Raw genomic sequence first — 24817 nt, 5'->3', positions numbered from 1 at the left:
CAAGAACTCATGGTCAGACGCTCGGACGGGGTATCCGATCTGGAGGAGGCGCTCGCCGCGCGCGTCGTCTTCGTCGAGGACCACGCCGACAACACCTGGATGATCGGCCGGACGCCGACCCAGACGTTGCACGTCCGGATGGGCAACTTCCCCGAGGAGGACCTCTGGTCGCTGTGGCTCGGCGACGGCAAGTGGATGGACTTCACCGAACCGCCGGCCGGCTGGACGCTGGAGCTCAGCGACGATCGCTGGCCCGCCACCGCCCGCCCGCGGCTGCCCAAAGGCGAATTCCACGAATGATCAGGGGCAGGCGGGGCCGGTGTAGGCCGGGTCGAGCGCCCGCTTGACGAGATAGGCGACGGTGGGGGACTGGGGAAGGGTGCCGTGGTCGAAAGTGTCTGTGGGGCAGAAGTCTTGGACCCAGACGTTGTCGACCGTGGCGCCGGGACCGGCCTGGAGGAAGGTGGCTTCCGGTGGGGTGGAGGCGTCGTCGCGGGTGCTGGCGATCACGGTGTAGGTGATGCCGGGGTCGGTGTCGCCTGCGGCGTTGACGGCCCGGAGGAAGTCGCTGCCGACGAGCTGCTGGGCGGCCGCGACTCCGGCGACCGCGGTCAGGCCGGTGGAGAAGGCCGTATGCGCACTGCCGGAAGAGAGTTGGCCCGCGACGCCACGCATGGTGGAGCCGTGGTTGGTGCCCGCGAGGGAGACCAGGTGGTCGACCGCGGCGTCGCCGCCGGCGAAGCGCAGGTATTGCCGAGACATCAACGCGCCCTGGGAATGACCGACCAGATCGACCTTCGGCGCATGCGTCGCGTCGCGCACCCGGTCGACGAAGGCGCCGAGTTCCTTGGCCGAGGCGTGGATGTCGCCGACGCCGTAGATGCCAGGGAGCGCGCCGAGCACGCTCGCGGTGTCGCGGCCGTAGTTCAGCGAAAAGACGCAGTAGCCCTCGGCTTTCAGCTGCGGCGCGAGCACGTTCCAGTCGTTCTGATTGCCCCAGGTGCCGTGCACGAGGACGACGGGTCGTGGATGCGCGGCGGTGGGCACGCAGGTCCAGTCGTCGGATCCCGCGGGCGGGATGCTGCCGTCCGGATCCTTGCCCACGCCGGCGATCTCGCTCGCGATCGATCCGCCGGGTTCGGCGTGGACCGCCGGGGCGCAGATTCCGGTGAGAATGCCTGCTGCCGCGCCTGCCGCCGTTAGGCGACGCCATCTCAGATTCATCGAAATCCGTTCTACGATAAGTTGTTACGAGTGAGCTGACGGTTCACCGGGGCACGGTCACCGGGTCGAGGCAGCTGGCGGCGGCGTCGACCAGCGAGCAAGGCTGCGGCGCGCGGGTCGGCCGGTAATCGGCGGGCACGCCGCCGGCCTGGGTGATGCCGGTGTAGGCGGCGACGGCGTCGGTGGGCCGCCGGGTGAGGCTCGGATCGGTCAGCACGTCGACCGTGAACAGGCCGAAGCGCGGTGTGTAGCTGCCCCATTCGTAGTTGTCGGTGAGGCTCCAGTAGTTGTAGCCCAGCACGTTCATGCCGTCGGCTTTCGCCCGCTGGATCCAATAGATCGTGTCGCGCAGGTCGTCGCCGCGGGTGTAGCCGTCGGCGCGCGGCTTGCCGTTCTCGGTGGGCATGCCGTTCTCGACGATGTAGAGCGGCTTGTCCGGGAACTGGCGCGAATAGTGTTGCAGGGCATAGTAGATGCCCTCCGGCTGCAATGGATTCTTCCAGAGCTGGGTCAGGTTCTGGCCCATCGAGGTGATGGTGTCCGGGGACATGCCGTAGTAGTAATCGATGCCGACGTAGTCGAGTCGCGCGGCGATCTTGTCGACGAACGGCTTGTTGATCGCGTCCTCGCCGGCCGGGATGTAGGCGATATTGCTGGTCACCATGGCGCCGGGCTGAACCTGGTGGATGTGGTCGTAGATGGCGTTGTGCGCCTGGGCGAGCCGATCCTGCATGCCGGGCACGTCGGCGGCGGGCAGACCGCCGTGCCGTAATTCGTTGAGGCCGTAGAAGGTCGGTTCGTTGAACGTCACCCAGAGCGGGTCGACGTGCGCGTAGCGGTCGACCACGGTGCGGGCGTTGGCCAGCCAGTCCTCGACCATCCCCGGGTTGTGCCAGCCGCCGCGATCGACCTCCCGGCCCGGGAACACCCAGTGGTCCAGGGTGATCATCGGACGCATGCCCGCGGCGGTGATCTTCGCGATCACGTTGTCGTAGAAGCGGAACCCCTCCGGCGACCACACGCCGGGCTCCGGCTGCACTCTGGCCCACTCGATGCTGATCCGATAGACCTTGACGCCCAGCCCGGCCGCCAGATCGATGTCGGAGGCGTAGCGGCTGTAGAAGTCGACCGAATCCCGGTACGGGTCATCGGTTTTGCCCGCGGCGACGTAGCGGCGCCAATTGCTGTCCGGTGCGTGCCCTTCGGACTGATAGCCGGAGGCGGCGACGCCCCACAGGAAATCCGGGCCGAGCGGCGCGACCTGGGCCGGCGCCTCGGGGCGCGCGGCGGCGGAGCCGGGCAGGCAGGTCAGGGCGGTGGCGGCGGCCAGGGCGGCCAGGCCGAGTCCGCGCAGACGCAATCGCATCGGGTGGTGCTCCCGTTCGTTGGGGGGACAAGCCGGGACCTCGGCGGGCGCCGGGGCGAGCCTTGCTGAAAACCGTACAACGCTCGGTTTTCGATGGCAAGGACGGCCCCCGACGTGCCTACACTGACCCGGTGGCGAAACGGGGTCCCTACGGCAAAGGCATCGAACGACGGGAGCAGATCCTCGAGGCCGCGCTGCGCACCATCGCCGAGCGCGGCTACCTGGCCACCTCGGTCGCCGAGCTGGCCGAGGCGGTCGGCCTGAGCCAAGGCGGGCTGCTGCACTACTTCGGCTCGAAAGAGGAATTGTTCGTCGCGGTGCTGCGCAAGCGCGACGAGTCCGACCTGGCCGCCATGCACGGCACGGCGCCCGAGGCGTTCGTGGCGGTGGTGCGGCGCAACGCGAAGGTGCCCGGGCTGATCGAACTGTTCACCCACATGCAGGCGGCCGCGGCCGATCCGCGCCACCCGGCGCACGACTACATGCTGGAGCGCTACCGGCTCGGCACCGAGGGGTTCGCGCAAGCCCTGCGCGAGATGCAGCGGGCGGGCACGCTGTCCGATCGGATCGACGCCGACGCCGCGGCCACCATGTTCTTCGCGCTCGCCGACGGCCTCCAGGCCCGATGGTTGATCGACCCGACGATCGACATGGCGGCGCAGCTCGAAAACGCCTGGCACCGCTACACCGGCACCGCTCGCTAGGTCACCTGTTGCAGGCGTCGGGCCTGCTGCATCGTGGAAATCAGCGCGAGCGTGGACTCGGCGCCCTGATTCTCGTTCCGCCCGGTGGGTTCCAGTCCGTCACAGCAGCCGCCGCTGACCGGATCTAGAAGGGGCGTGGCGACGTCGTTCGAACCGCGGAACCACGCCTCGCACAACATGACCGCGTCTTTCCAGTGCTGGTCCCCGGTGTCGTCGTAGGCGCGGGCGCACGCGTCGGCCAGCGTCGCGACCTCGATCGGCTGCTGATCGAAGCCGGGACGCTTCTCGCCGGTCGCCCAGCCGTCGACCGGGGTCACCGACAGATGGTCACCCGCGGTCTCGATCTCCAGCAGCCAGCGCAGCATCGCCAGACCGTCGGCATGCTTACGCTCCTGCCCCGGTGTCCGGCCGGCCACTAGAAGCGCCTCGGCCAGTACGGCATTGGCGTAGTGCAGTCGCGGTTCCGGCCAGCGCCAGTCCAGGCGGCGGGTCGGCGGGCCGATCAGCTCGGCCGCATCGGTCAGCAGTGCCGGTGCGATGAGATTTCCGGGATCGACGCGCAGCACCTCGGCCGCACCGAGCGCGGCGAAGGCCATCGCGCGCGGGAACGGCGACCGCCGCGCGGCCGCGATGCTGAAGTGCGCCAACGCTTTTTCGGCGTACTCCGGCCGGTGCGCGGCTAACGCGCCGAGCGCCCAGACGGCGCGCCCCCAGTGATCCTCCAGGCTCGGCTCGTCCTGCCAGCTGCGGTCCGTGCCGCGGCGATTGTGGCTGCGGCCGTTCTCGGTGAGTGCGTCGAAGACGAAGCTCGCGTACACCGGCACCAGTGCGGCCAGCTCCGCGGTCGGTTCCGGCTCCTGGAGGACGACGACCAGGGCGCGCGCGACATCGTCGACGCAGTAACCGTTTTCGAGCCGGGGAGCGGTCAATTTGGCGTGTTCGAAGATCCCCACGTCATCGCTGAGCCGTAACAGGTGTGCGTAGGAGATAGAGATGGTCTCGCTCATGCTGTCGCCAACTTCGCTTCGGCCTGTCGCGTCGCTGCGGCAAGCGCATGGTAGTTCCTGCTCACTGCGGGCCAGAATGGCTCTGGCGCAATGCGTTTCGCTTCGGCACTCATCCGGGCCGTGACTCGGTGAACACCTGGCGCGGCGCGGACGCGATGGCGGTCGGTGATTCGCGATCGACAAGGAGAGCGGCGCCGCTCGACAGCAGTTCCCGCGTGCGGAAAGTCCGTCGATACCACTGGATTACCCGCTTCGACGGCTTCTATCGGAACCCCGGCCGCCACTTGCCGCGCGAGTCGTTCAGGCGCGGCACGAGATCGGCCTGGTCGATCGGCCGACGCTGGCCGGTTGCGGGTGCCGGACGTATTGTGCGGATATGGGTCTAGCGAAGCTTGCGGAAGAGTTCTGGAACTGGCGGCTGGCGACGGTGCCCGACTCGAGTGACGACCTGCCGCGCGTCGAGCGGCCGGACGGGTGGCTGCCCGATTGGTCGCCGAAGGCGATCGCGGATCGCCGGGACGTGCTCGCCGAGTTCACCCGCAGGCACCGCGAACTCGACCTGTCCGACGAGCCGGTCGCGGTGCGGGTCGACGGCAGGCTGCTCGGTTCGGCGCTGGCCAGGGTGCATTGGGAACTCGAGCTGATCCGGGCCTGGGAGCGCAATCCTTGCTTCTACATTCAGCAAAGCCTCGGCCCGATCTATGTGGAGTTGCTTGCCTCGACGCCGTTCGACAGTGCGCGAGCGGGGCAGATCAGCGCGCTGCTGCGGCACGTGCCGCTCGTGCTCGAGCAGGCGAGGGCGAATCTCGCGGGCGTGGCCGGGGTGTCGTTCGCGCGCAGTGCGCTGAGCCTGCTGGACGAGAACGCGGGTTCGCTCGAGGCGGCGATGATCGCGCTGACCCCGTTCCTGCCGGAGGAGTACGCGCCCGAACTGCCCGCCGCGACCAGGGTCGCCGTAGACGCCGTTGCGGCGTACCGGGATTGGCTGGCCGAGCAACTGCCCTCGCTCGGCGAAGTCGAACCGGTCGGACCGGAGTCGCTGGCCTATTTCCTGCATCGCGTTGCGCTGCTGCCCTATTCGGCCCAGCAGCTGCGCCGGATGGGCACCCAGGAGTGGCATCGGGCCGTCGCCCTGGAAACCCAGCTGCGCACCCGGCATCGGGACGCCCCCGCACCCGCGTTGCCCGCCGATGCGCAGGAGCATGCGCGGCGCCAGGCCGTCGATGAGCTTGCCGTGCGCCGGTTCGCGGACGAGCGCGGCCTGCTCAGTCAACCGGAAAGCTTGCGGCACTACCGGTTCGCGCCGCTACCGCCCTACCTCGCGCCGCTGACCTGGCTCGGCGTCACCGATGATCTGACCGGACCCGGCCGGATGGACGAGGCGGCCACCCGATACATCCCGGACCCGCGCCCGGACCTGCCCTACTTCGATCGGGCCGCCGCGTTCGACGCGCGCACCGCGATCGTGCACGAGGGCGTCCACGCCCAGCAGGTCGCGATCGGCTGGCACCACGAGAATCCGGCCCGGCGGTGGTTCTACGACTCGACACCCAACGAGGGCATCGCGTTCAACTACGAAGAGCTGATGCTGCACGCCGGTCTGTTCGACGACGCACCGGCCAGCGCGATCTTCGTGGCAAGTGCCATGCGGCTGCGGGCGCTACGCGTCGAAGTCGATCTCGCGCTCGCCCTCGGTGAGATCTCCATCGAGGAGGCGACCGACCGCCTCGCGATCGCCGTTCCGATGGATCGCGAGACCGCCTGGGACGAAGCGGTGTTCTTCGCCGGCAACCCCGGTCAGGCATTGAGCTACCAGATCGGCAAACTCCAGATCCAGGATCTGCTCAGCACGGCCGTCCGCGAACTCGGCGACGAATTCGAGTTGAAGCGGTTCCACGACCGGCTGTGGCGCGAAGGAAATGTGCCATTGGCGTTGCAGCGGTGGGAGCTGCTCGGCCTGCGCGACCACCTCGACGAGGCGGACCGCCTGGCGGGATAGGGTCGCGACATGCGCCGCCTCGCTCTGGTCAGTGCGTTCGTCCTGCTCTGCGGGGCCGGCGCGTGCGCGGCCGACACGAGCGAGGCGACCGTTCCAGGGCAGGGTGAACGGGGCACCGTGGTGTCCTCGACTCCGGTCGCGCAGTTGTCGAACGAGGACACCGCGGCTTATCTGGCCGAGCGGAACTTCGATACTCCGGTGCGAAACGGGGTGGACGCGTATCGGGTGGACTACCGCACCGTCGGAGCGAAGGGCGAACCGACCACCGCGAGCGGACTGGTCGTGCTGCCGCGCACGCAGTCGCCTCGGCTGCGCACGATCAGCTACGCGCACGGCACCCTGTCGGCGAAAAGCGATGCGCCGTCGGTGAATAACCGGAGTCGTCCCGATCAGGCGCGCACCATCATGTTCGCGGCGGCGGGCTACGCGGCGATCGCTCCGGACTACCTCGGGCTGGGCGACGGGCCCGGGAGTCACCCGTACACGCACGCACCGACCGAGGTCAGTGCCTCGGCCGACCTGCTCTTCGCGGCCAAAAGCATTGCCGGGCAACGCCGGCAAGAACTCGATCGCGACGTGCTGGTGACCGGCTTCTCCCAGGGAGGCCATGCCGCAATGGCATTCGGCAAGGCCCTCCAGGCAGACCAGGTGCCGGGGTTCGGTCTCGCCGCGCTGGCGCCGGTCAGCGGACCGTACGCGCTCCGGGATGTCCAAGCCCCCGCGGGCCTCGACGGACGGATCGCGCCGGGTCCCGCGGTGTTCTTCTTCGCCTACTGGCTCACCGCGATGAACCGGATCTACCACCTGTACGACGATCCGGCCGAGGCCTTTCAGGAGCCGTACGCCGGGAAGGTCGAAGGACTCTTCGACGGCACCCGCAACGAACTCACCATCGCCACCATGCTGCCCATCACCCCGGATCTGCTGCTGACGCCGCGATTCCAGGCATGGGCGGCCAACCCGACCGGCGCGGCGGCGGAGGCCGTGACCGATAGCGACGGCACCTGTGATTGGACCCCGCGCGTGCCGGTCCGCCTCTACGCCGCGAAGGCCGACCGGAACGTGCCCTTCGCCAACGCCGAGCACTGCTTACCGGCCCTGCGCAGCGACAACGCCTCCCTGATAAATCTGGGCGAGCTCGACCACCCGAACTCGGCTCGAGTGGCCCTGCCGCAGATCCTCGCCTGGTTCCAGCAGCAGGTTCCACCGAGCTGACCGGCGTTATCGGACGTTCAGTTCCAGCCCGCCGGGTTGGAGAATGACTCGCGGGAGATACCGGAGCCGGTTCGGGGGAAGTCGCCGACGCGGTTGTTGTGCACGTGGGCGAAGAAATAGCACATTCGCTCGCACTCCGCGTCGATCACGGCGACGGTGGGATCGGCGGTCACCGCGGTGTAGAAGTCTCGGCCCATGGCGACGATGAAGCCGCGGCAATACAGGAAACCGTCGTCGGAGCCGTCGGTGACCTCGTGGATGTCGGCGCGGTCCAGGTCATAGAGCTTTCGCTCGAGCACGCGGTCCAGTGCGGTCAGGTCCGCGGTCGACAGCGACTCGCTGAGCGCTCGCAGGTGGTCGAGGAATGCGGGCAGGTGCTGGTCGATGGCGTACGCGGCATCGTCGTTTTCCCGGTGGATCAGGGCCGCGCGGAGGGTGGCGGATTCGGCGCCGACCGACTGCCAGGCCGATTCGATAATGGTCCAGAACCGGGTCTCGTCGGCCGCGGTGGGGAGCTCACTCACGCGGCGGACGCTATCAGGACGGGCCGACAGGACATGGCGCTCGTCACGCCGACGTTTAGGCCGGGCGCTGTGGGTAGACGGTGAGTGAACCCGATCCGACCAGAAAGGCGTGAACGATGAGCCAACCCATCACCAGCACCCTCGACGCGGAGCAGCAGAAGATCGCGGGGGAGGCGCTGCGCGCCACCGTGATCGATCTGATCGACCTGTCGCTGATCGCCAAGCAGGCGCACTGGAACGTGATCGGCCGGAACTTCCGGTCGGTGCACCTCGCCCTGGACGAATTGGTTACGGCGGCAAGGGACTTCACCGATGCCGCGGCCGAGCGAGCGACCGCGATCGGGGTGAGCCCGGACGGCCGGGCGGCGACCGTGGCCAAGGAGACCGGTGCGCCCGGGTTCCCCGATGGCTGGCAGCAGGACACCGCCGTGATCGACGGGATCGTCGGCAACCTGACCGCCGTGATCAAGGGCCTCCGGGAGCGGATCGACGCGACCGAGAAGGCCGATCCGGTCACGCAGGACCTGCTCATCGGCATCGCTGCGCGGCTCGAGCAGCTGCACTGGATGTGGCAGGCGCAGGTCGCGGCCGACTGAGCGGCTAGCGCGACAGGCCGTGCACGCGCGCGATGAGCCGTTCCATCACCGTGCGCGGTAGCAGCCTGCGCACCGCGAACATCACCGGCGCATTGCTGCCGACGGCGTAGAGCGGGCGCGGCCGGTCGGCCTCGACCGCCTGCACGATCGTGTCCGCCACCCGTTCGGCGGTGATGCCTTTCCCCTGTGCCTCATCCAATTTCGCGATGAACCTGGTGAAATCGGCGGTGTGCGGCGAACCTTCGTTCAGATACTTCGTCCGGCGCTCGCGCAGCCCCGTATTGATCTGTCCCGGTTCGACAGTCGAGATCCACACCCCGAAGGGGGACTCCTCGAACCGCGCCGCCACCGCGAAACCCTTCAGCGCCGCCTTGGTCGCGCCATAGGACGACCGATACGGCATCGGGAAGCTGGCGATCATCGATCCCACCATCACCACCCGTCCGTACCCGCGCTCCCGCATGCCCGGCAGCACGGCCTGCGTCAGCGCGACCGGGCCGAGCACATTGAGCCGGAACAGCCGCTCCACCGCTTCGGCCGGCAGCTCCGCCAGCGGCCCCGCCTGACTCTCGCCGGCATTGTTGACCAGCACGTCGACGTCCCCGAGCCCGGCCACGAACGCCGCGATCGACCCTGCGTCGGTCAAATCGAGCGCCCGGTATTCCACCCCCGCCACCCGAGCCTCGTCGGAGACTCCCTCCGGCTTTCGGCTCGTCCCGATCACCCGATACCCCCGCGCCACCAACGCCGCGGCGGTCGCCTTCCCGATCCCGGACGAAGCACCGGTGACAACAGCAGTACGAGGCATAAGCGTTCTCCTTGAGCGGCGACTCCAGCCGACGATAGCCCCTCGCTTCCACGGCGGGTGGTTCGGTGGGGGAAACGGGGAAGCAACGGCGGGTTGCGGGTTGGGGGTGGGGGATTGAATTTTGTGAACGGTGGCGATCGGGGCCGGTGGCGAGGGTTGGGATGGGGCTAGGGTTGGCCGGCGCGATGGGGTCGGGGAGCCGTCGCGGGGATGCACAGGCCGCTGGGACGTCGAGGAGAATGTGGTGCTTGCCGACACTGTTCGGGAGGAACAGGCGATCCGTCAGTTGACGGAGCGGTTGGTCGAAAACTTCGGCGGCACTTACTCTGCGGAGTACATCGAGGGGATGGTGGGGGCGGCTCGAACCCGGTTCGCCGGGCATCCGGTGCGGACGTTCATTCCGATTCTGGTCGAACGGTACGTGCGTCGGCAGCTGGAGGGTGCGGGAGAGGTGGCCGAAGCCGCCGGTCCCGATACCGCGCGGACACGCGGGGCCAAGCACAAAGCGGAATCGGGCGATCGCCGATTGCCTGCCGCGTTTCGTGAAACATGGTCGGAAAACAAGCGTTTCGCGCCCGCGGCGGTAGCCGCGGTAGTCGCGGCGTTGGTAGTGGTGACCGTGGTCACGGTGGCGTTGGCGGTGCGGCAGCCGAGTTCGGCGCCGCCGGCAGCGGCGCCCGGGACGTCGTCGCTGACACTGGTGCGCGGAGTGGCCGGGTCCGAGAAGATGTCGTTCTTCCAGGATCCGAAAGTAGCGGAAGTCTTGGCGCGCAACGGGGTTCGGGTCGAGGTGGACTCGGCGGGGTCGCGGGAGATCGCGACTTCGGTGGATCTCGGGAAGTACGCGTTCGCGTTTCCGTCCAGTGAGCAGGCGGCGGAGCGGATTCAACGGCAGCGCAACGTGAGTGCGAAATACATTCCGTTCTCCTCGCCGATGGCGATCGCGACGTTCACGCCGATCGCGGATCTGCTCGCCAAAGCCGGTGTGGTGCATCAGGGTCCGGTGCCGACCTTCGATATGGCGCCGTACCTGCGCATGGTCGGCAACAACACGCGGTGGGACCAGCTCGGCGACAACACCGCGTACTCGGCGCGCAAGAACGTGCTGATCTCCACAACCGATCCGCGCAGCTCGAACTCCGCGGCGATGTACCTGGCGATCGCGGGGTATGTCGCGAACAACAACACGATCGTGCAGGGTATGTCCGCCGAGCAAGACGTAATCCCCACGGTGTCACGCCTTTTCGTCGGTCAGGGCTACACGCAGAGCAGCAGCGAAGGTCCCTTCGACGCCTACCTCGCGTCCGGCATGGGCCCGACGCCGCTGGTCTGGATCTACGAGTCGCAGTTCGTGGACGCCACCGTGCGCGGCCAGATCAAGCCCGGTATGACGCTGCTGTACCCGTCGCCCACCATCATGTCCCGGCACACCCTGGTGCCGTTCGACGACGCGGGCGATCGGGTCGGCCGCCTGCTGTCCACCGATCCCGAATTGCAACGCCTCGCCGCGGTGCACGGCTTCCGCACCGGCGATGCCGCTCAGTTCGCGGCGGTGACCGCCGAGCACAAGATCCCGGTCGCCGCCGACCTCATCGACGTGATCACCACGCCCACGTTCGACACACTGGAGCGGCTGCTCGACGGAGTCGGCAAGTCCTACAACTGATCCGGCTCGCCGCCAGGGTTTCGGCGGACGCGATCGGGGCATAATTGTCGCATCAGGTACCGGCCGACCAGCCGGTATCGCGGCGTGAGGTAAACCAGCATGACAGTCGACGGTCCGTACGAGATTCCCCCGCTCGATGACGCCGCGGATATCACCCGCACCACGGAACCGCAGCCAGGCGAAACATTGGCCAATACGCGGAACTGGGCCGGCTTCGGCCTGCTGTTCATCGGCGTGATCATCGCCGTTGTCGCCGCTGTGGTCGCGATGTGGGGGTTCGGTGGCGCGGCCCTCGCCATCACGATTTTCGCCGTCGCGACCCTGCTCGCGGGTGCGGCCCTGGTGACATGGGATCTCCTGCGCGGACGCAGGCGCAGCGGCGTCGCGCCCCAGGACGCCCCGGCCTGGCAGGTCATCGTCCCGCCCGGAACGTGAGTCGGCCGAGTCGCGGTGCGCGAGCGGTGAACTACCGGCGGTAGTTCCCTGAGACGCGGGTGAAAGGCCGGTGAGACGTCCGCCTCGGAGTATCGAGCGCAGCACAAGCCAGCAACGCTCGGAGGAACGTCCATGAATCGCCGAACACTCTGCACGATCGCGCTCACCGTCTTGGTCGCCGGCGCGGGCGCGGCCTGCTCCGACGACAAGAGCAGCAGTGCCGCCCCGGCCACCAGCAGCTCCGCGGCCCCGGGCACCCCGGGGGACTACTGCCAGCAGATGATCCAGTTGTCGCTCCGGACACGGGAACTGGGCTCGAAGTCGGACATCAACAACCTCGACTACGGGCAGACCGCCGACCTGTTCGATCAGATCAAGGGCGACGCGCCGGCCGAGGTGGCCGGCGATATCGACAAGATCAGCGCGGGCTACCGGGCGATCTCGAAGGGACAGGCCACGATCGCCTCCGTCGGCCCGGAGATCGCCCAGGCCACCCTGCATATGACCCAGGTCAATATGGAGAAGTGCGGGCCGCCCAGCACACCTCGGTAAGACCGGAGGAGACCATGATGGATCCAGCGAATTCCGATGTCCGGTTGCATGTGCACCGGTGGGGCGCGGGACCGCCGGTCGTGCTGGTGCACGGCGGGATTCTCGGCGGCCGCGAAGCCTGGCGCGCCCAACGGCCGTTGACCAGCCGATGGACCGTGCTCGCGCCGGACCGCCCTGGGCACGGCGGAACTCCCGCCACGGCCCGCCAGGATTTCGAATCGGACGCGCGACTGATCGCCGAGCAGGTGCTCGACCGTCCGGTGCATCTCGTCGGACTCTCCTATGGCGCGATCGTGTCCATGTACGCCGCCGCTGAGCGCCCGGAGCACATCCGCTCACTCACCGTCGTCGAGCCGCCGCTGTTCGGTATCGCTCGCGGGAATCCCGTGGTCGATCCGGTCTCCGCCGCGACGCGCGCGCTGATCGAGGACGTCGGGTTGCCGCCGGAAGTGGCGTTGCCGCGCTTCTTCGGCATCGTCGGGGCGCCCGTCACGCTCGGCGAGCCGATACCGCAGGTGCTGATCGACGGCATGCGGCGGTTGCAAGGCGCGCGACCACCGGACGAGGCCGCGCCGCCCATGGAACTGCTCCGGGCGGCGGGCTTTCCGATCCTGGTGGTCTCCGGCGGGCACATGGAGTCGAACGAGATCATCTGCGATGCCATCGCCGAACAGACCGGTGCCGAACGCGCGGTATGCGCGGGGATGGGGCACCTGGTGCCGGACACCGGTGCGCCGTTCAACGCGCTGCTGGAGCAGTTCTTCGAGCAGAGCGGGGAGCCTCAGCGGGTGCTGTGACGGGCGCGGTCGGTCTGGCGCGAGGCAGGCCGCACCGAGGCCAGAGGGGTATCCCGGTGCGACCCGCCGTCGGATCAGCTCTGGCCGAGCATGCCGCGCATGGTGTCGATCTCCGCCCGCTGGCTGTCGATGATGGTGCGGGCCAAGGCCTTCGACTCGGCGTTCGTGCCGTCGGCGAGCTCGGTTTCGGCCATGGCGACCGCGCCGGTGTGGTGCTCGATCATCATGGTCAGCCACTGCCGGTCGAAGTCCGGGCCGGAGGCGGCTTGCAAAGCGGTCATCTGGTCGGCACTCATCATGCCGGGCATGGCGTGGCCGTCGTGGCCACTCGCGGCCGGGGCGGGCTTGCCGAAGCTTTGCAGCAGGGTGGTGATCTGCTGCATCTCCGGGGCTTGGGCCTGCTCGACATCGGCGGCGAGGGTGCGCAGCTGCTGATTCTGGCTGTGGCTCGGCACCAGCTTGGCCATGTCGACCGCCTGGGCGTGATGCGGGTACATCATCTGGAGGAAGCTGACGTCGGCGTCGTTGAAATCGCTGCGCGCGGCCGGCGCGCTGGTGGTGCTGCTGGACGTGCCGTGATCCATGCCGGGCATGGAGTTGTTGTCGCTACAGCCGCTCAAGACGAGGGCGGTGGCTGAGGCGCCCGCGACGACGGCCGTGGTGATTCGGGTACGGCGAATGAACATAGTTGTGCTCCTTGAGAATTGCGCATGATGGGATTTCGGGCAGGACAAACACGGCGACCGGTCGAAGGGGTCGCCGGATACCTGTCAGATCCGCAGAATCGACAATTCGGCTAGGGAGGGCACGGTCCACGGCGGCGAGCGCTCCCGGCCCGGCCGCCGGTGACGCAGTCGCGCAACGTCATTGCCGGGGCGAGTGCGGCCCAGCCGGTACAGCAGGACCAGCGCCAGCAGCAGGGTGGCGGCGGCCAGGATGAACACACAGCCGTGCATTGCGCCGTGCGCGCCGCTGCATCCGTCACCCGAGCAATCCGGTTTCGGCGCACCATGATCGGCGTCGGGCAGCACGGCCGATCCGGTGACCGCCATCGACATCGCCGGGAGGCTTCGGCCATCTTTTCCGGCGATACCGTGCTCGACCGGCATCGCCTTCGGCGTGGTGTCCGCCGATACAGTGCGCGAGAACGTCCCGCTCATGAGAGCGTCCTCGCGGTGTGTTTCAGCGATGTCCAGCATCGTCCCGATGCTGCTACCCGCGACCGCGTGATGATCGGCGACGGTCGCCTCCGCGTGGCCGTGCATCGCGAACACCGCCGCGTGCATCGCCACGATTCCGGCGAGGAGCACCAGCACGCCGAGCGCCCGGGCGAGCCCGGTTGCGCGGAGCGGCAGGTGCTGTTCGACCACGCGGCCAGTGTAGTGACGACGATCCGCCCCGCTTTCGATACCCCCTGGCGGTACTACGGGGTGGCGACGTCGATGACCAGCCGGGTCGGATTGCTCAGCGAGCTGACGACGAACCCGGGCCGGTCCGCGTTCACGCCGATGAACGACTGCGTGGTGCCCTCGAACACGGTGTTGCGGTACACGCCCGCGATGCCCGGGGCGTTCGGGTCGGTTGCGGGGTCGGGACCCGCGTACGGGGCCACGGCGCTGTCGAACGGGTACGCCGAGCCGAGAATCTGCACCTCGAGGATGGATTTCCCGGCCACGTCGACCGGCTTGCCGCTGCCGTCCTGCACGGCTCGGTCGGCGTACTGCACGATCCAGCCGGGGGTGCCCTGGCCGCCGAGGTCGTAGACGACGCGGTCGAAGCCGGGCTGGTGACCGATCCGGATGCCGGTGACGGTCAGGCCCGCGTCGCCGGAGGCCGGGCCGCGTTTAGGGGTGGCGTCGTGCGGGACCTTCGGTGCTTCGGCCACCGTCGCGGTGGACGGGGCGGACGGGGTGGTCGTCGCAGGGGTGCCGGCGGTGGATCCGTCGTTGCCGCAGCCCGCGAGCAGTGCCGTCGCTGCGGCGATGGTCAACACCATCCTGTTACGCATGGGGCTGATGGTAAACCGCGAGCCGGGCGCCGCGCGGGATTTGCGGGTTTCTCGATGTTTGCCGTCGGAAGTACTTTCGGGTGAACCGGGCACGGGCCTGTCTCGTAGTTGTCGATGACCGGACGCGAATCGCGCGTCATCGATCGATCCGGAGGATCCGAAAAATGCTGTCGATCAAGCACTTCCAGCGAGTCGCGGGGCCATTCGCCGCTGCCTCGGTGATTCTCGCCGGTTTGCTGGGTGCGTGCGGAAGCGCCGACTCGACTAAGCCCGCACCCGCACCCGCAGCCGCCCCGGTGGCGGCGGCGGTGCCGGCCGGTGCGCCGCAGAGCCAGGCGCCGGCCAAGACCCAGGACTGGCTGAAGATCTACAGTGGAACGGGGCCGACCGGCACGAATGCCGTCCAGCTCGCGATCGCGGACAATAACGCTGTCGGACAGTACGTTACGGCCACCGACCGTGCGCTGTACCGATTCGACAACGACACCGCCAAGCCGTCGAAGTCGAACTGCGCGGGCGCCTGCGCCACCACGTGGCCGCCGCTGATCGCCCAGCGTGGTCAGGCCGTGTACGCGGCCGGTGTCGATCCGCAGCTCGTCGGCTTCGTCGAACGTGCTGATGGCGCATGCCAAATCACCATCGCGGGCTGGCCGGTCTACTTCTTCGCCAAGGATCAGAAGGCGGGCGATCTGCTCGGTCAAGGGGTCGGCGGGGTGTGGCACGCGGTGACCCCCGTGGGCGGTAAAGCGGGGGTCAACTGAACGAAATCTGTTGTGGCACTATGTGTTATGGCAAATGAACATGAGACTGTGCGGTTTGCTGACGCCGGTTTGCCGGGGCCGATGTGACCTTGGGGCAACGATCTAGCACACTTGAGGCGTGGCAGATATCGAGGACGTGCTGAGCCGGCTGCGGCGGTATCCAGATGTGGAGGCGTTAAACCTCTATGCCGTGGATGCCGCCGATCGGCTGATCCTCGATGTCGCCGACGAAGCCCTCGCCGGTACCGATAGCGGAAAGATAGCTATTCTCGGTGACGCGTACGGCGCGCTGACCATCGGCGCGGTCGCCGCGCACGACCTGCGCGGCGTCCGGGTGTACCAGGATCTGCTGACCGGAGAGCTCGCGCTCGCCGGCAATGCCAGAGCCCTCGGCTATGCCGATCGCTACACCGCGTACCCGCTCGGCCCCGAGCTGCTGACCGGCGTCCGCATGGTGCTGCTGCGGCTGCCGCGCGCGCTCGCCGGACTGTCCGAGGTCGCCGACGCCATCGCGCGCTACGCCGACCCCGAGGTGGTGGTGTTCGCGGGCGGCCGGGACAAGTACCTGACCAAGTCGATGAACGACATTCTGGCCCAATCGTTTTCCGAGGTGCGGGCCAGCCGCGGCCGGCAGAAGTCGCGCACGCTGCTGGTCAGCGGGCCGAAGCCGGTCGGTGATCCGCCGTTCCCGGTCCGTGACCGGCTCGACGACCTCGGCATCGACGTGGTCGCGCACGGCGCCGCCTTCTCCGGCGCTCGCCTGGACATCGGCACCCGGTTCCTGCTCGACCACCTGAAGTGGATGAAACCCGACGCCCGCGAGGCCATCGACCTCGGCTGCGGCACCGGAATACTGGCCGTCGCACTGGCCAGGGCCCGGCCCGCGCTCCGGGTGCTCGGCACGGATCAATCCGCGGCCGCGGTGGCCTCGGCGAGGGCGACCGTGGCCGTCAACGGGGTCGCGGAGCGGGTCACCGTGGTGCGCGACGACGCCATGTCCTCGGCCGCCGACAACAGCGCCGACCTCGTGCTGTGCAATCCGCCGTTCCACGTCGGCGCCGCCGTGCACACCGGATCGGCGATCAAGATGTTCGCCGAGACCGGTCGCGTGCTGCGGCCGGGCGGCGAGCTGTGGACGGTTTTCAACTCGCACCTGAACTATCGCGGGGTGATCGAGCGCATGGTCGGCCGCACCGACGTGGTCGGGCGCAACCGCAAGTTCACGGTCACTCGGTCCGTGCGTGGCCTGCACGACGCGCAGCAGCGGTAGAGTCCGATTTGTCCGCGTCGGCGACTCCTCCGGGAACTTGCGCCGCGCAGCAAACGTTGGACTCAGCAGTTGGTTCTCGAGCGAGAGCTCGACGAACAGCGGCAACGACCAGAAAGGGAAGCGAGTGCGTAGCACCAGCAATCCGGTATTCAGAAATTTGCCGAGGCAAGAGGGTAGTGGCTACGCCAACTTCGGTTCGGGCGTGACCGGGGCCGGCCAGATGGGCCAGCAATTCGGTAATCAGTACGGCCAGCAGTACCAGCAGCCGCAGCCGTACCAGCAGCCCACCGCGACCCGCGCGATGACCATCGACGACGTGGTGACCAAGACGGCCATCACGCTCGGCGTGCTGGCGCTGTCGGCGATCATCTCCTACGGCCTGACCAACGCGAACAACGCGCTGGCCCCGCTGTTCGTCATCGGCGGCGGCCTGGTCGGCCTGGTGCTGGTGCTCGTCGCCACGTTCGCCAGGAAGATGGACAACCCGGTCATCGTGTTGTCCTACGCGGTGTTCGAGGGCCTGTTCGTCGGCGCGCTGTCGTTCATGTTCACCAACATCTCCTTCGGCGGGGTCGGCGGCAGCGCGATGATCGCGCAGGCCGTGCTCGGCACGTTCGGTGTGTTCGCGGGCATGCTGGTCGTCTACAAGACCGGTGCGATCCGCGTGACGCCGCGCTTCACCCGGATGGTCGTCGGCGCCATGATCGGCGTCCTGGTGCTCGCGCTGGGCAACCTGGTCGCCAGCTTCTTCATCTCCGGCGGCCTCGGCCTGCGCGACGGTGGCCCGCTGGCGATCATCTTCAGCCTGGTGGTCATCGCGATCGCCGCGTTCAGCTTCCTGCTCGACTTCGACGCCGCCGATCAGCTGATCCGCGCGCAGGCGCCGGAGAAGGCGGCCTGGGGCGTGGCGCTCGGCCTCACCGTCACCCTGGTGTGGCTCTACGTCGAGATCCTGCGACTGCTGAGCTACTTCAACAACGATTAACCGCAGCGGGTTCCGACCCGCTGAGCTGACAACGGGTGGTCACCGGATTCCGGTGACCACCCGTTCTGCGTATTACCCAGCTCAGCTGAGCCGCTCGATAACCATCGCCATGCCCTGGCCGCCGCCGACGCACATGGTCTCCAGACCGAACTGCTTGTCGTGGGTCTGCAGGTTGTTGATCAGCGTGGTGGTGATGCGGGCGCCGGTCATGCCGAACGGGTGGCCGAGCGCGATGGCGCCGCCGGAGACGTTCAGCTTGTCCTCGTCGATCTTCAGCTCGCGCGCCGAGCCGAGCACCTGCACCGCGAACGCCTCGTTGATCTCGACCAGGTCGATGTCGTCGATCGACTTGCCGGCCAGCGCGAGCGCGCGCTTGCACGCCTCGATCGGGCCGAGGCCCATGATCTCCGGGGACAGCCCGGAGACGCCGGTGGACACGATGCGGGCCAGCGGGGTCAGGCCGAGTTCCTTGGCCTTGGTGTCGCTCATGATGACCAGCGCGGCGGCGCCGTCGTTGAGCGGACAGCAGTTGCCCGCGGTGACCGTGCCGTCCGGGCGGAAGACCGGCTTCAGCTTGCTGACCGCCTCGTAGGTGACGCCGGCGCGCGGGCCGTCGTCCTTGGACACCACGGAGCCGTCGGGCAGCGTGACCGGGGTGATCTCGCGCTCGAAGAAGCCGTTCTTGATCGCTTCCTCGGCCCGGTTCTGCGACCGGACGCCCCAGCGGTCCTGCTCCTCGCGGGTGATGCCGGTGAAGCCGGCCACGTTCTCCGCGGTCTGGCCCATCGCGATGTAGGCGTCCGGGATCAGGCCGTCCTCGCGCGGGTCGTGCCAGACGCCCGCGCCGCCCTCGGCGGTCTTCGCGGTGCGCGCCTGCGCCTCGGCGAAGAGTTCGTTCTGCGTGTTCGGCCAGCTGTCGGCGGAGCCGTTCTTGTACCGGGACACGGTCTCGACGCCCGCGGAGATGAACGCGTGACCCTCGCCGGCCTTGATCGCGTGGAAGGCCATCCGGGTGGACTGCAAGGACGACGCGCAGTAGCGGTGCACGGTGGTGCCGGGCACGAAGTCGTAGCCGAGCTGGACCGCGACGATCCGGGCCATGTTGAAGCCGGACTCGCCCCCGGGGGAACCGCAGCCGAGGATCAGGTCATCGATCTGGGCGGGGTCCAGGGCGGGCACCTTGTCGAGCGCCGCGCGGACGATCTGGGTGGTCAAATCGTCGGGCCGCATGTCGACCAGCGATCCCTTGGCCGCCCGGCCGATAGGGGAGCGGGCGGTCGAGACGATGACAGCCTCAGGCATGAGGACTCCTTTGTCGGAAGGAACGTGCGAACCGCTGTTGTTACTCGCGGGTTCTTACCGAATCTACGTCCCGTCCCGGAGAACGGGAAGGCGGGGTCACCTCGTCCAGGGCCTCGAGCAGGACCGGAAGTAGTTGCGCGGCGGCCAGTTCGTAGCCGGCGGCCGACGGGTGGAAACCGTCGGCGGAGAACAGGAGTTCGGGTTGCGCGCGGAACTCCGGCGCGAGCAGATAGCCCATCGGCACCGGACGGCCGCCGGCCACCGCGGTGGCCACCGTCTGGGCCTTGGCCAGCCGCACGCTCCAGTTGTGCACCACCGTGCGCAGCGGCTGCGGAATCGCGGTCACCGTGCCGAGATTCGGGCAGGTGCCGACCACGACCACACTGTCGGCGGTGCGCAGCCGGGCGACCGCGGCGGCCAGCCTGCGCGCGGAGGCGCGGACCGAGTGCTTCTTGGTGATGTCGTTGGCGCCGATCAGGATGACCGCGGCGTCCGGCGGCGGCCCGGCCACGAACATGGCGTCCACCTGACCGGACAGTCCCTTGGAGGTGGCGCCGGAGATCGCCTTGGTACTCAACCGGATTCGCTGACCGGTAGCCAGGGCCAGGCCGCGGGCCAGGCGCACGCCGGGCACCTCGTCGGCGACCAGGCAGCCGACGCCGGCCGCGGTGGAATCACCGAAGATCATCAGGTGCAGATCGGCCTGCTTGCCCGAGCGCCAGCGTTCCGGGGCTACGCAGCCCGCGGTGTAGATGCCGTCTGCCTCAGGAGGTTTCGAGGTGTCGCGGCCGATGACGCCGCGCGCCGCGCCGGCCTGGGCCATCAGGAGTCGCGAGGTCACCCACCATGCGGCGCCGGTTCCGGAACCGGCCAGGACTGTTGCGGCACCGGTCACCGCGGCCGTGCGCCAGCCGATGCGCGGTGCGCTCACGACTCCACCTCGCCGACGCTCGCTCACAAAGGAAAATGTACCGACTCTACGCAGGCGGGGCAGCCGGAGCGGGAACGTCGAACCAGCCGTGCGCCGGAATGCTGGCGGCGTCGGTGCTGACCGTGACCTCGATGTGGCCGGGACCGGTGTCCTGGAACAGCGCGTACTGGATGCTGCCGTAGAGGCCGGTGACGATCGTGTCTTCGTACCGGCCGACCGCGCCGGTGGTGGTGTTGCGCCAGTCCACCATCGTGCGCACCTCGCACAGCGGAGCCAGTGGGTAGTCGCCGTCACCGATGCCGACGACGGGGAGCGCGCGCATGTTGATGATCGCCCGGCCCGGCCACGCTGGGCTGACATCGGCCCAGGTACGAATGGTCGTGCCGCACAGGCCGCCATAGGCGAGCGTCGGCACCTGCGGGAATTCGATGGTGACTGCGTTCGCCTGCGCGCCCGGTCCGGCCAGCGCGGCCAGTGCCGCTCCGGCCAGAACAACGCCGGCCCTGGCGATGTTCGGCTGCTTCATGGTTCGGATCCTAAATGGGGTTTGCTGGAATCCCGGTTTGTCGCACCGGACGGGGTTGCGCGTGGCGTGCGCCAACTCACACCGGGTCCATCTGGAACTATGGGGCGCATGCGCATCGCCGACCATGTCGTGGACCTCATCGGCAATACGCCGCTGGTCCGGTTGAACTCTGTTGTGGGCCCGAACGCCGGACTGGTGGCGGCCAAGATCGAATACCTGAACCCGGGTGGTAGCTCCAAGGACCGGATCGCGGTGAAGATGATCGACGCCGCGGAGAAGTCCGGGCAGCTACGCCCCGGCGGCACCATCGTCGAACCCACCTCCGGCAACACCGGCGTCGGTCTCGCCCTGGTCGCCCAGCAGCGTGGCTACCACTGCGTCTTCGTCTGCCCGGACAAGGTCAGCGAGGACAAGCGCAACGTGCTGCGCGCGTACGGCGCCGAGGTCGTCGTGTGCCCGACCGCCGTCGCGCCGGAGGACCCGGCCAGCTACTACAGCGTGTCCAACCGTCTGGTCGGCGAGATCGACGGCGCGTGGAAGCCGGACCAGTACTCCAACCCGGGCGGCCCGGACAGTCACTACGAGACCACCGGCCCGGAGATCTGGCGCGACACCGAGGGCAAGGTCACCCACTTCATCGCCGGCGTCGGCACCGGCGGCACCATCACCGGCGTCGGGCGCTACCTCAAGGAGGTGTCCGGCGGCAAGGTGAAGATCATCGGCGCCGACCCCGAGGGTTCGGTGTACTCCGGCGGCACCGGTCGGCCGTACCTGGTCGAGGGCGTCGGCGAGGACTTCTGGCCGTCCGCCTACGACCCGGCCATCCCGGACGAGATCATCGCCGTCTCCGACGCGGACTCCTTCGACATGACCCGCCGCCTGGCCCGCGAGGAGGGCCTGCTGGTCGGCGGCTCGTGCGGCATGGCCGTGGTCGCGGCGATCGAGGTCGCCAAGCGTGACCCGGACGCCGTGGTCGTGGTGCTGCTGCCCGACGGTGGCCGTGGCTACCTGTCCAAGATCTTCAACGACCAGTGGATGAGCTCCTACGGCTTCCTGCGCGAGCGGCTCGACGGCAGCATGGTCGAACCGCTGGTCGGCGACGTGCTGCGGGGCAAGTCCGGCGAGCTGCCCGACCTGGTGCACACCCATCCGTCGGAGACCCTGCGCGACGCGATCGAGATCCTGCGCGAGTACGGCGTATCGCAGATGCCCGTCGTCGGCGCGGAGCCGCCGGTGATGGCGGGCGAGGTCGCGGGCAGCGTCTCGGAGCGCGATCTGCTCTCGGCGGTGTTCGAAGGCCGTGCGCACCTGACCGATTCGGTCGGCAAGCACATGAGCCCGTCGTTCCCGCTGATCGGCGCGGGCGAGCCGATTTCCGCCGCGACCAAGGCGCTGTCGGACACCGACGCGCTGATGGTGGTCGAGGAGGGCAAGCCGGTCGGCGTCATCACCCGGCACGACCTGCTCGGCTTCCTGAGCGTCGGCACGCTCGGCCACTGACCGCTCTCTGCTGCTGATCAGCCGGGGCCCGTGTACTCGGGCCCCGGCTAGGCCAGGCGGGCGCGCAGGGCCAGGGCGTCGCGCGGGGCCATGACCTTGGCATCGTTGTCGAAGTAGCAGTAGACGTCGTGATCGGCGGACCAGCCGCGGATCTTGCCGGCCCACATGTCGAGGCCCTCGTCGGTGTAGCCGCTGACGTACAGCTCGTCGTGACCGTGCAGCCGGATATAGACGAAGTCCGCGGTAGCCTCCTCGATCATCGGGAATTTGCCTGCGGCATCGGCGATTACGAGGGCGATCTCATGCTTGGTCAACAGGTCGGTGAATTCTGCCGTGACGAAACTGGGGTGGCGGACCTCCAGGGCGTGCCGCAGCGGACGGTTCGCGTCGGTGGTCGTATACGCCGGATCCACCCGATGGTCATGCTGTTTCGCTATCTCCGCGGCCTGCGTTGTGGTCCGGGGGAGGTGGTCGAAAAAGTTGGTCAGCACGTCCGGATCGAACGGGAAGTTCGGCGGCAGCTGCCAGAGGATCGGGCCCAATTTGGGGCCCAGGGCCAGCATTCCGGAGGCGAGGAAGTTCGCCAGCAGCTCATCGCCGTCGCGCAGCCGCTTCATGTGCGTGATGAATCTGCTGCCCTTCACCGCGAAGACGAAGTCGTCCGGCGTCTGACTCGCCCAGTTCTGATAACTCGACGGGCGCTGCAGCGCGTAGAACGAGCCGTTGATCTCGACGCTGTTCAGCTGTTCCGACAAATACGCGAGCTCACGCTTCTGTGTCACCCCTTTGGGATAGAAGACGCCGCGCCAGGGCGGATACACCCACCCCGAGGTGCCGATCCTGACTTCGCCCATCAGTCCATCGTGGCAGCTACGCGGATGTGCCGCCGGTTACCCGGGCACGCCGGAGCGTCGAGATCCGGCCGAATGCCCACGCGACCACCAGCGCGGCGAGGAACGACAGCAGCGACGCGCTCATCCACGCCTGCTTGGTGAAGTGCAGCTGCTCCTGCACGTGCACCCAGAAGTCGGTCCACACGCCGGCATCGCCCGGATTGATCAGCTGGTACACCGAGAGCCCGGCCAGCCAGGCGACGATCATCCCCCAGCGCGGCGGGGCGTCGTCGGCGGTGTTCCAGTCGCCCTTCGCACGCAGGAAGAAGTCGGCGACGAGCACGCCGAGCAGTGGCACGAACACCGACCCGATCAGCCCGAGGAAGCCGAAGTAATTGGCCATGTTCAGCCGCAACGCGAGCACCGTGATCAGCACGCCCAGTCCGATCGACAGGATCCGCCGGTCGATGCGCGGGGCCAGGTTCTGGATCGAGACGGCGGTGGAATACACGTTGGCGAACGACTGGTCCGCCTCGCGCAGCACGAACACGAAGAAGAACAGGCCGCCGAGACTCACCTGGAGGAACGGCGAGTACTGGCCGTCCCCGGTCGCCCTGGCCAGCGCGAACAGGCCGAGCGTGTAGGCCACGATCTGAGTGATCGCGTAGGCCCCGCTGGCCGCGCCGAACGCCGACCCGGTGCCGCGCGAGTGCCGGGTGTAGTCCGCGGCCACCGGCACCCAGGAGATAGACACCGCGAGCGCCGCGTCGGTAGCGATCCAGAAGAGGTTCCAGTCGGCGCCGAACGGGCCGCTGCCGTGCGGGCCGGGGTTGGCCGACAGATCGGGCAGCCCGGTGCGGAAGAACTGGATGTAGAACCAGATCAGCGCGATCACCACGCCGATCGTGACGAACCGGCGCAGCAGCCGGACCGAGCCGAGCGGCCAGATGGTCAGCGCCGTGGTGAGCACGCCTGCGGCCACCACGTAGAGCCAGTGCGGACCGCCGCCGAACAGCTCGTCGGCCGCGTCGCCGATCACGATCAATTCGAAGGTGCCCCAGCCGATCAGCTGGGCGATGTTCAACACGGTGGGCAGATAGCTGAGTTTCGCGCCGAACAGGCCGCGCAGCAGGACCATCGCCGGCTTGCCGGTCTTGGCGCCGGGGATCGCCGCCAGGCCGAGCATCAGACCGCCGACGACCGTGCCGACGATCATCGCGAGGATGCCCGCGGAGATGGAAATCTGCGGTGCGCCTTCGGAATTCGGTGCCAGCACGGTGTACGCGCCGGAGAAGGCGATGAGGCTGACACCCAGGTTTGCCCAGAATGCGCTCTGATCCCAGAAGGACAGCACCTTCGGGGCGGGCTCGTCGAGGGTGAAGGGGGCCTCGTGCCGTTCGGAGTTGTGCAGGGTCGATGAAGACATGCCCGAAACGCTCTTCCTACGCCGGCATTACCCGGACAGGTTCATGCGGTCGGCGAAGCGCTGGGGTCCGCCCTCTCAGCCCGGCCTTGCCCGAGCTCCCGCGGTGGGGGTGGTTCGGGCGAATAGTACACGTGGCGATTCGGCGGTCCGCGCGATTCATGCCGAGCGCCTGCACGGGCGAGTGCCCGAGGCGCCTTGCCGACGCAACTGAACAACCATGAACTGCAAGTTCGCTCGAATCGGTACTCTGGAAACCGGGCAGAGTACGAACCAATGCAGGGCTTGGGAAATGTCCGTTCTGAACTGGGGATTGGTGTCCTGCGGCCGGGATCACACCGGCCGTTAACCGCGATAACGGAGTTGTAACGGTCTGTTCACCGTC

The 24817-nt window shown here is 68.3% G+C and carries 26 protein-coding genes and 1 riboswitch; of the genes, 13 read left to right on the top strand and 13 right to left on the bottom strand.

The window, feature by feature from the left end:
• The first annotated feature begins 9 nt into the window (after positions 1–9).
• Entirely contained in the window at positions 10–300 is a 291-nt protein-coding gene (locus ACFYO1_RS18750) for a hypothetical protein (protein ID WP_387232341.1), read from the top strand.
• On the opposite strand, the gene ACFYO1_RS18745 is transcribed toward ACFYO1_RS18750, so the two are convergent.
• Both ACFYO1_RS18745 and ACFYO1_RS18740 read right to left on the bottom strand, forming a co-directional pair.
• On the bottom strand, positions 301–1224 hold the full coding sequence (locus ACFYO1_RS18745; RefSeq protein ID WP_387232339.1) for an esterase/lipase family protein: 924 nt from the start codon (positions 1222–1224) through the stop codon (positions 301–303).
• 43 nt (positions 1225–1267) lie between these two features.
• Positions 1268–2590, bottom strand: a complete 1323-nt coding sequence (locus tag ACFYO1_RS18740; RefSeq protein ID WP_387232337.1) for a glycoside hydrolase family 1 protein — start codon at positions 2588–2590, stop codon at positions 1268–1270.
• A gap of 131 nt (positions 2591–2721) precedes the next feature.
• On the opposite strand from ACFYO1_RS18740, the gene ACFYO1_RS18735 reads away from it, so the two are divergent.
• Positions 2722–3294, top strand: coding sequence for a TetR/AcrR family transcriptional regulator (locus ACFYO1_RS18735; RefSeq protein WP_387232335.1), 573 nt, complete (start codon positions 2722–2724; stop codon positions 3292–3294).
• Here ACFYO1_RS18735 and ACFYO1_RS18730 read toward each other — a convergent pair.
• Positions 3291–4301 carry a glycosyltransferase gene (locus tag ACFYO1_RS18730; protein ID WP_387232334.1) on the bottom strand — a complete coding sequence of 337 codons (1011 nt, stop codon included), beginning with the start codon at positions 4299–4301 and terminating at the stop codon, positions 3291–3293. The two genes, ACFYO1_RS18735 and ACFYO1_RS18730, sit on opposite strands and share 4 nt — an antisense overlap.
• A 376-nt stretch (positions 4302–4677) precedes the next feature.
• On the opposite strand from ACFYO1_RS18730, the gene ACFYO1_RS18725 reads away from it, so the two are divergent.
• Both ACFYO1_RS18725 and ACFYO1_RS18720 read left to right on the top strand, forming a co-directional pair.
• Positions 4678–6300: a DUF885 family protein gene (locus ACFYO1_RS18725; RefSeq protein ID WP_387232332.1), complete on the top strand. Its 1623-nt coding sequence runs from the start codon at positions 4678–4680 to the stop codon at positions 6298–6300.
• 9 nt (positions 6301–6309) lie between these two features.
• Entirely contained in the window at positions 6310–7515 is a 1206-nt protein-coding gene (locus tag ACFYO1_RS18720; protein WP_387232330.1) for an alpha/beta fold hydrolase, read from the top strand.
• 17 nt (positions 7516–7532) lie between these two features.
• Here ACFYO1_RS18720 and ACFYO1_RS18715 read toward each other — a convergent pair whose 3' ends face one another.
• Positions 7533–8039 carry a DUF4240 domain-containing protein gene (locus ACFYO1_RS18715; protein WP_387232328.1) on the bottom strand — a complete coding sequence of 169 codons (507 nt, stop codon included), beginning with the start codon at positions 8037–8039 and terminating at the stop codon, positions 7533–7535.
• 116 nt (positions 8040–8155) lie between these two features.
• Between ACFYO1_RS18715 and ACFYO1_RS18710 the strand changes: the two genes are divergently transcribed.
• Positions 8156–8635, top strand: coding sequence for a Dps family protein (locus tag ACFYO1_RS18710; protein ID WP_387232326.1), 480 nt, complete (start codon positions 8156–8158; stop codon positions 8633–8635).
• A 4-nt stretch (positions 8636–8639) separates the two neighbouring features.
• On the opposite strand, the gene ACFYO1_RS18705 is transcribed toward ACFYO1_RS18710, so the two are convergent.
• Positions 8640–9443: an SDR family oxidoreductase gene (locus ACFYO1_RS18705; RefSeq protein WP_387232325.1), complete on the bottom strand. Its 804-nt coding sequence runs from the start codon at positions 9441–9443 to the stop codon at positions 8640–8642.
• A gap of 244 nt (positions 9444–9687) precedes the next feature.
• On the opposite strand from ACFYO1_RS18705, the gene ACFYO1_RS18700 reads away from it, so the two are divergent.
• The 4 genes from ACFYO1_RS18700 to ACFYO1_RS18685 all read left to right on the top strand — a co-directional run bounded on the left by ACFYO1_RS18700 (position 9688) and on the right by ACFYO1_RS18685 (position 12893).
• Positions 9688–11109 carry a three-helix bundle dimerization domain-containing protein gene (locus tag ACFYO1_RS18700; RefSeq protein WP_387232323.1) on the top strand — a complete coding sequence of 474 codons (1422 nt, stop codon included), beginning with the start codon at positions 9688–9690 and terminating at the stop codon, positions 11107–11109.
• A gap of 99 nt (positions 11110–11208) precedes the next feature.
• Positions 11209–11544, top strand: coding sequence for a hypothetical protein (locus ACFYO1_RS18695; RefSeq protein WP_387232321.1), 336 nt, complete (start codon positions 11209–11211; stop codon positions 11542–11544).
• 132 nt (positions 11545–11676) lie between these two features.
• Positions 11677–12096, top strand: a complete 420-nt coding sequence (locus ACFYO1_RS18690; protein ID WP_387232320.1) for a hypothetical protein — start codon at positions 11677–11679, stop codon at positions 12094–12096.
• A 17-nt stretch (positions 12097–12113) separates the two neighbouring features.
• Positions 12114–12893: an alpha/beta fold hydrolase gene (locus ACFYO1_RS18685; protein WP_387232318.1), complete on the top strand. Its 780-nt coding sequence runs from the start codon at positions 12114–12116 to the stop codon at positions 12891–12893.
• A gap of 74 nt (positions 12894–12967) precedes the next feature.
• On the opposite strand, the gene ACFYO1_RS18680 is transcribed toward ACFYO1_RS18685, so the two are convergent.
• From ACFYO1_RS18680 to ACFYO1_RS18670, 3 genes are all read right to left on the bottom strand, one after another.
• Entirely contained in the window at positions 12968–13579 is a 612-nt protein-coding gene (locus tag ACFYO1_RS18680) for a DUF305 domain-containing protein (RefSeq protein ID WP_387232317.1), read from the bottom strand.
• 84 nt (positions 13580–13663) lie between these two features.
• On the bottom strand, positions 13664–14263 hold the full coding sequence (locus tag ACFYO1_RS18675; protein WP_387232315.1) for a hypothetical protein: 600 nt from the start codon (positions 14261–14263) through the stop codon (positions 13664–13666).
• Between the two features lie 53 nt (positions 14264–14316).
• Complete coding sequence (locus ACFYO1_RS18670; protein ID WP_387232313.1) at positions 14317–14901, bottom strand: hypothetical protein; 585 nt, start codon at positions 14899–14901, stop codon at positions 14317–14319.
• A 164-nt stretch (positions 14902–15065) separates the two neighbouring features.
• Here ACFYO1_RS18670 and ACFYO1_RS18665 point away from each other — a divergent pair, with 164 nt between their 5' ends.
• From ACFYO1_RS18665 to ACFYO1_RS18655, 3 genes are all read left to right on the top strand, one after another.
• Entirely contained in the window at positions 15066–15662 is a 597-nt protein-coding gene (locus tag ACFYO1_RS18665; protein ID WP_387232311.1) for a hypothetical protein, read from the top strand.
• 118 nt (positions 15663–15780) lie between these two features.
• On the top strand, positions 15781–16932 hold the full coding sequence (locus ACFYO1_RS18660; protein ID WP_387232309.1) for a class I SAM-dependent methyltransferase: 1152 nt from the start codon (positions 15781–15783) through the stop codon (positions 16930–16932).
• A gap of 124 nt (positions 16933–17056) precedes the next feature.
• Positions 17057–17917, top strand: a complete 861-nt coding sequence (locus ACFYO1_RS18655) for a Bax inhibitor-1/YccA family protein (RefSeq protein WP_387232307.1) — start codon at positions 17057–17059, stop codon at positions 17915–17917.
• 81 nt (positions 17918–17998) lie between these two features.
• On the opposite strand, the gene ACFYO1_RS18650 is transcribed toward ACFYO1_RS18655, so the two are convergent.
• From ACFYO1_RS18650 to ACFYO1_RS18640, 3 genes are read right to left on the bottom strand one after another with little or no spacing between them, the layout of a single operon-like run.
• Positions 17999–19219 carry an acetyl-CoA C-acetyltransferase gene (locus ACFYO1_RS18650; protein WP_387232305.1) on the bottom strand — a complete coding sequence of 407 codons (1221 nt, stop codon included), beginning with the start codon at positions 19217–19219 and terminating at the stop codon, positions 17999–18001.
• 40 nt (positions 19220–19259) lie between these two features.
• Positions 19260–20150, bottom strand: a complete 891-nt coding sequence (locus tag ACFYO1_RS18645; RefSeq protein ID WP_387232304.1) for an SGNH/GDSL hydrolase family protein — start codon at positions 20148–20150, stop codon at positions 19260–19262.
• A 46-nt stretch (positions 20151–20196) separates the two neighbouring features.
• Positions 20197–20676, bottom strand: a complete 480-nt coding sequence (locus ACFYO1_RS18640; RefSeq protein WP_387232302.1) for a hypothetical protein — start codon at positions 20674–20676, stop codon at positions 20197–20199.
• A 108-nt stretch (positions 20677–20784) separates the two neighbouring features.
• Between ACFYO1_RS18640 and ACFYO1_RS18635 the strand changes: the two genes are divergently transcribed.
• On the top strand, positions 20785–22176 hold the full coding sequence (locus ACFYO1_RS18635) for a cystathionine beta-synthase (RefSeq protein WP_387232300.1): 1392 nt from the start codon (positions 20785–20787) through the stop codon (positions 22174–22176).
• A 47-nt stretch (positions 22177–22223) separates the two neighbouring features.
• On the opposite strand, the gene ACFYO1_RS18630 is transcribed toward ACFYO1_RS18635, so the two are convergent.
• Together ACFYO1_RS18630 and ACFYO1_RS18625 are read right to left on the bottom strand one after the other, a co-directional pair.
• On the bottom strand, positions 22224–23030 hold the full coding sequence (locus ACFYO1_RS18630; protein ID WP_387232298.1) for a DUF72 domain-containing protein: 807 nt from the start codon (positions 23028–23030) through the stop codon (positions 22224–22226).
• Positions 23031–23046: 16 nt separating this feature from the next.
• A complete protein-coding gene (locus ACFYO1_RS18625; RefSeq protein ID WP_387232296.1) occupies positions 23047–24435 on the bottom strand; it encodes a purine-cytosine permease family protein in 1389 nt (462 codons plus the stop codon).
• Positions 24432–24547, bottom strand: a riboswitch (TPP riboswitch). It overlaps the preceding gene by 4 nt.
• Positions 24548–24817 lie beyond the last annotated feature (270 nt).

Origin of the sequence: Nocardia sp. NPDC006044, assembly GCF_042871115.1 — a bacterium.
In the GTDB taxonomy this organism is placed as follows: domain Bacteria; phylum Actinomycetota; class Actinomycetes; order Mycobacteriales; family Mycobacteriaceae; genus Nocardia.
This window is presented reverse-complemented; position numbering and strand designations above follow the sequence as displayed.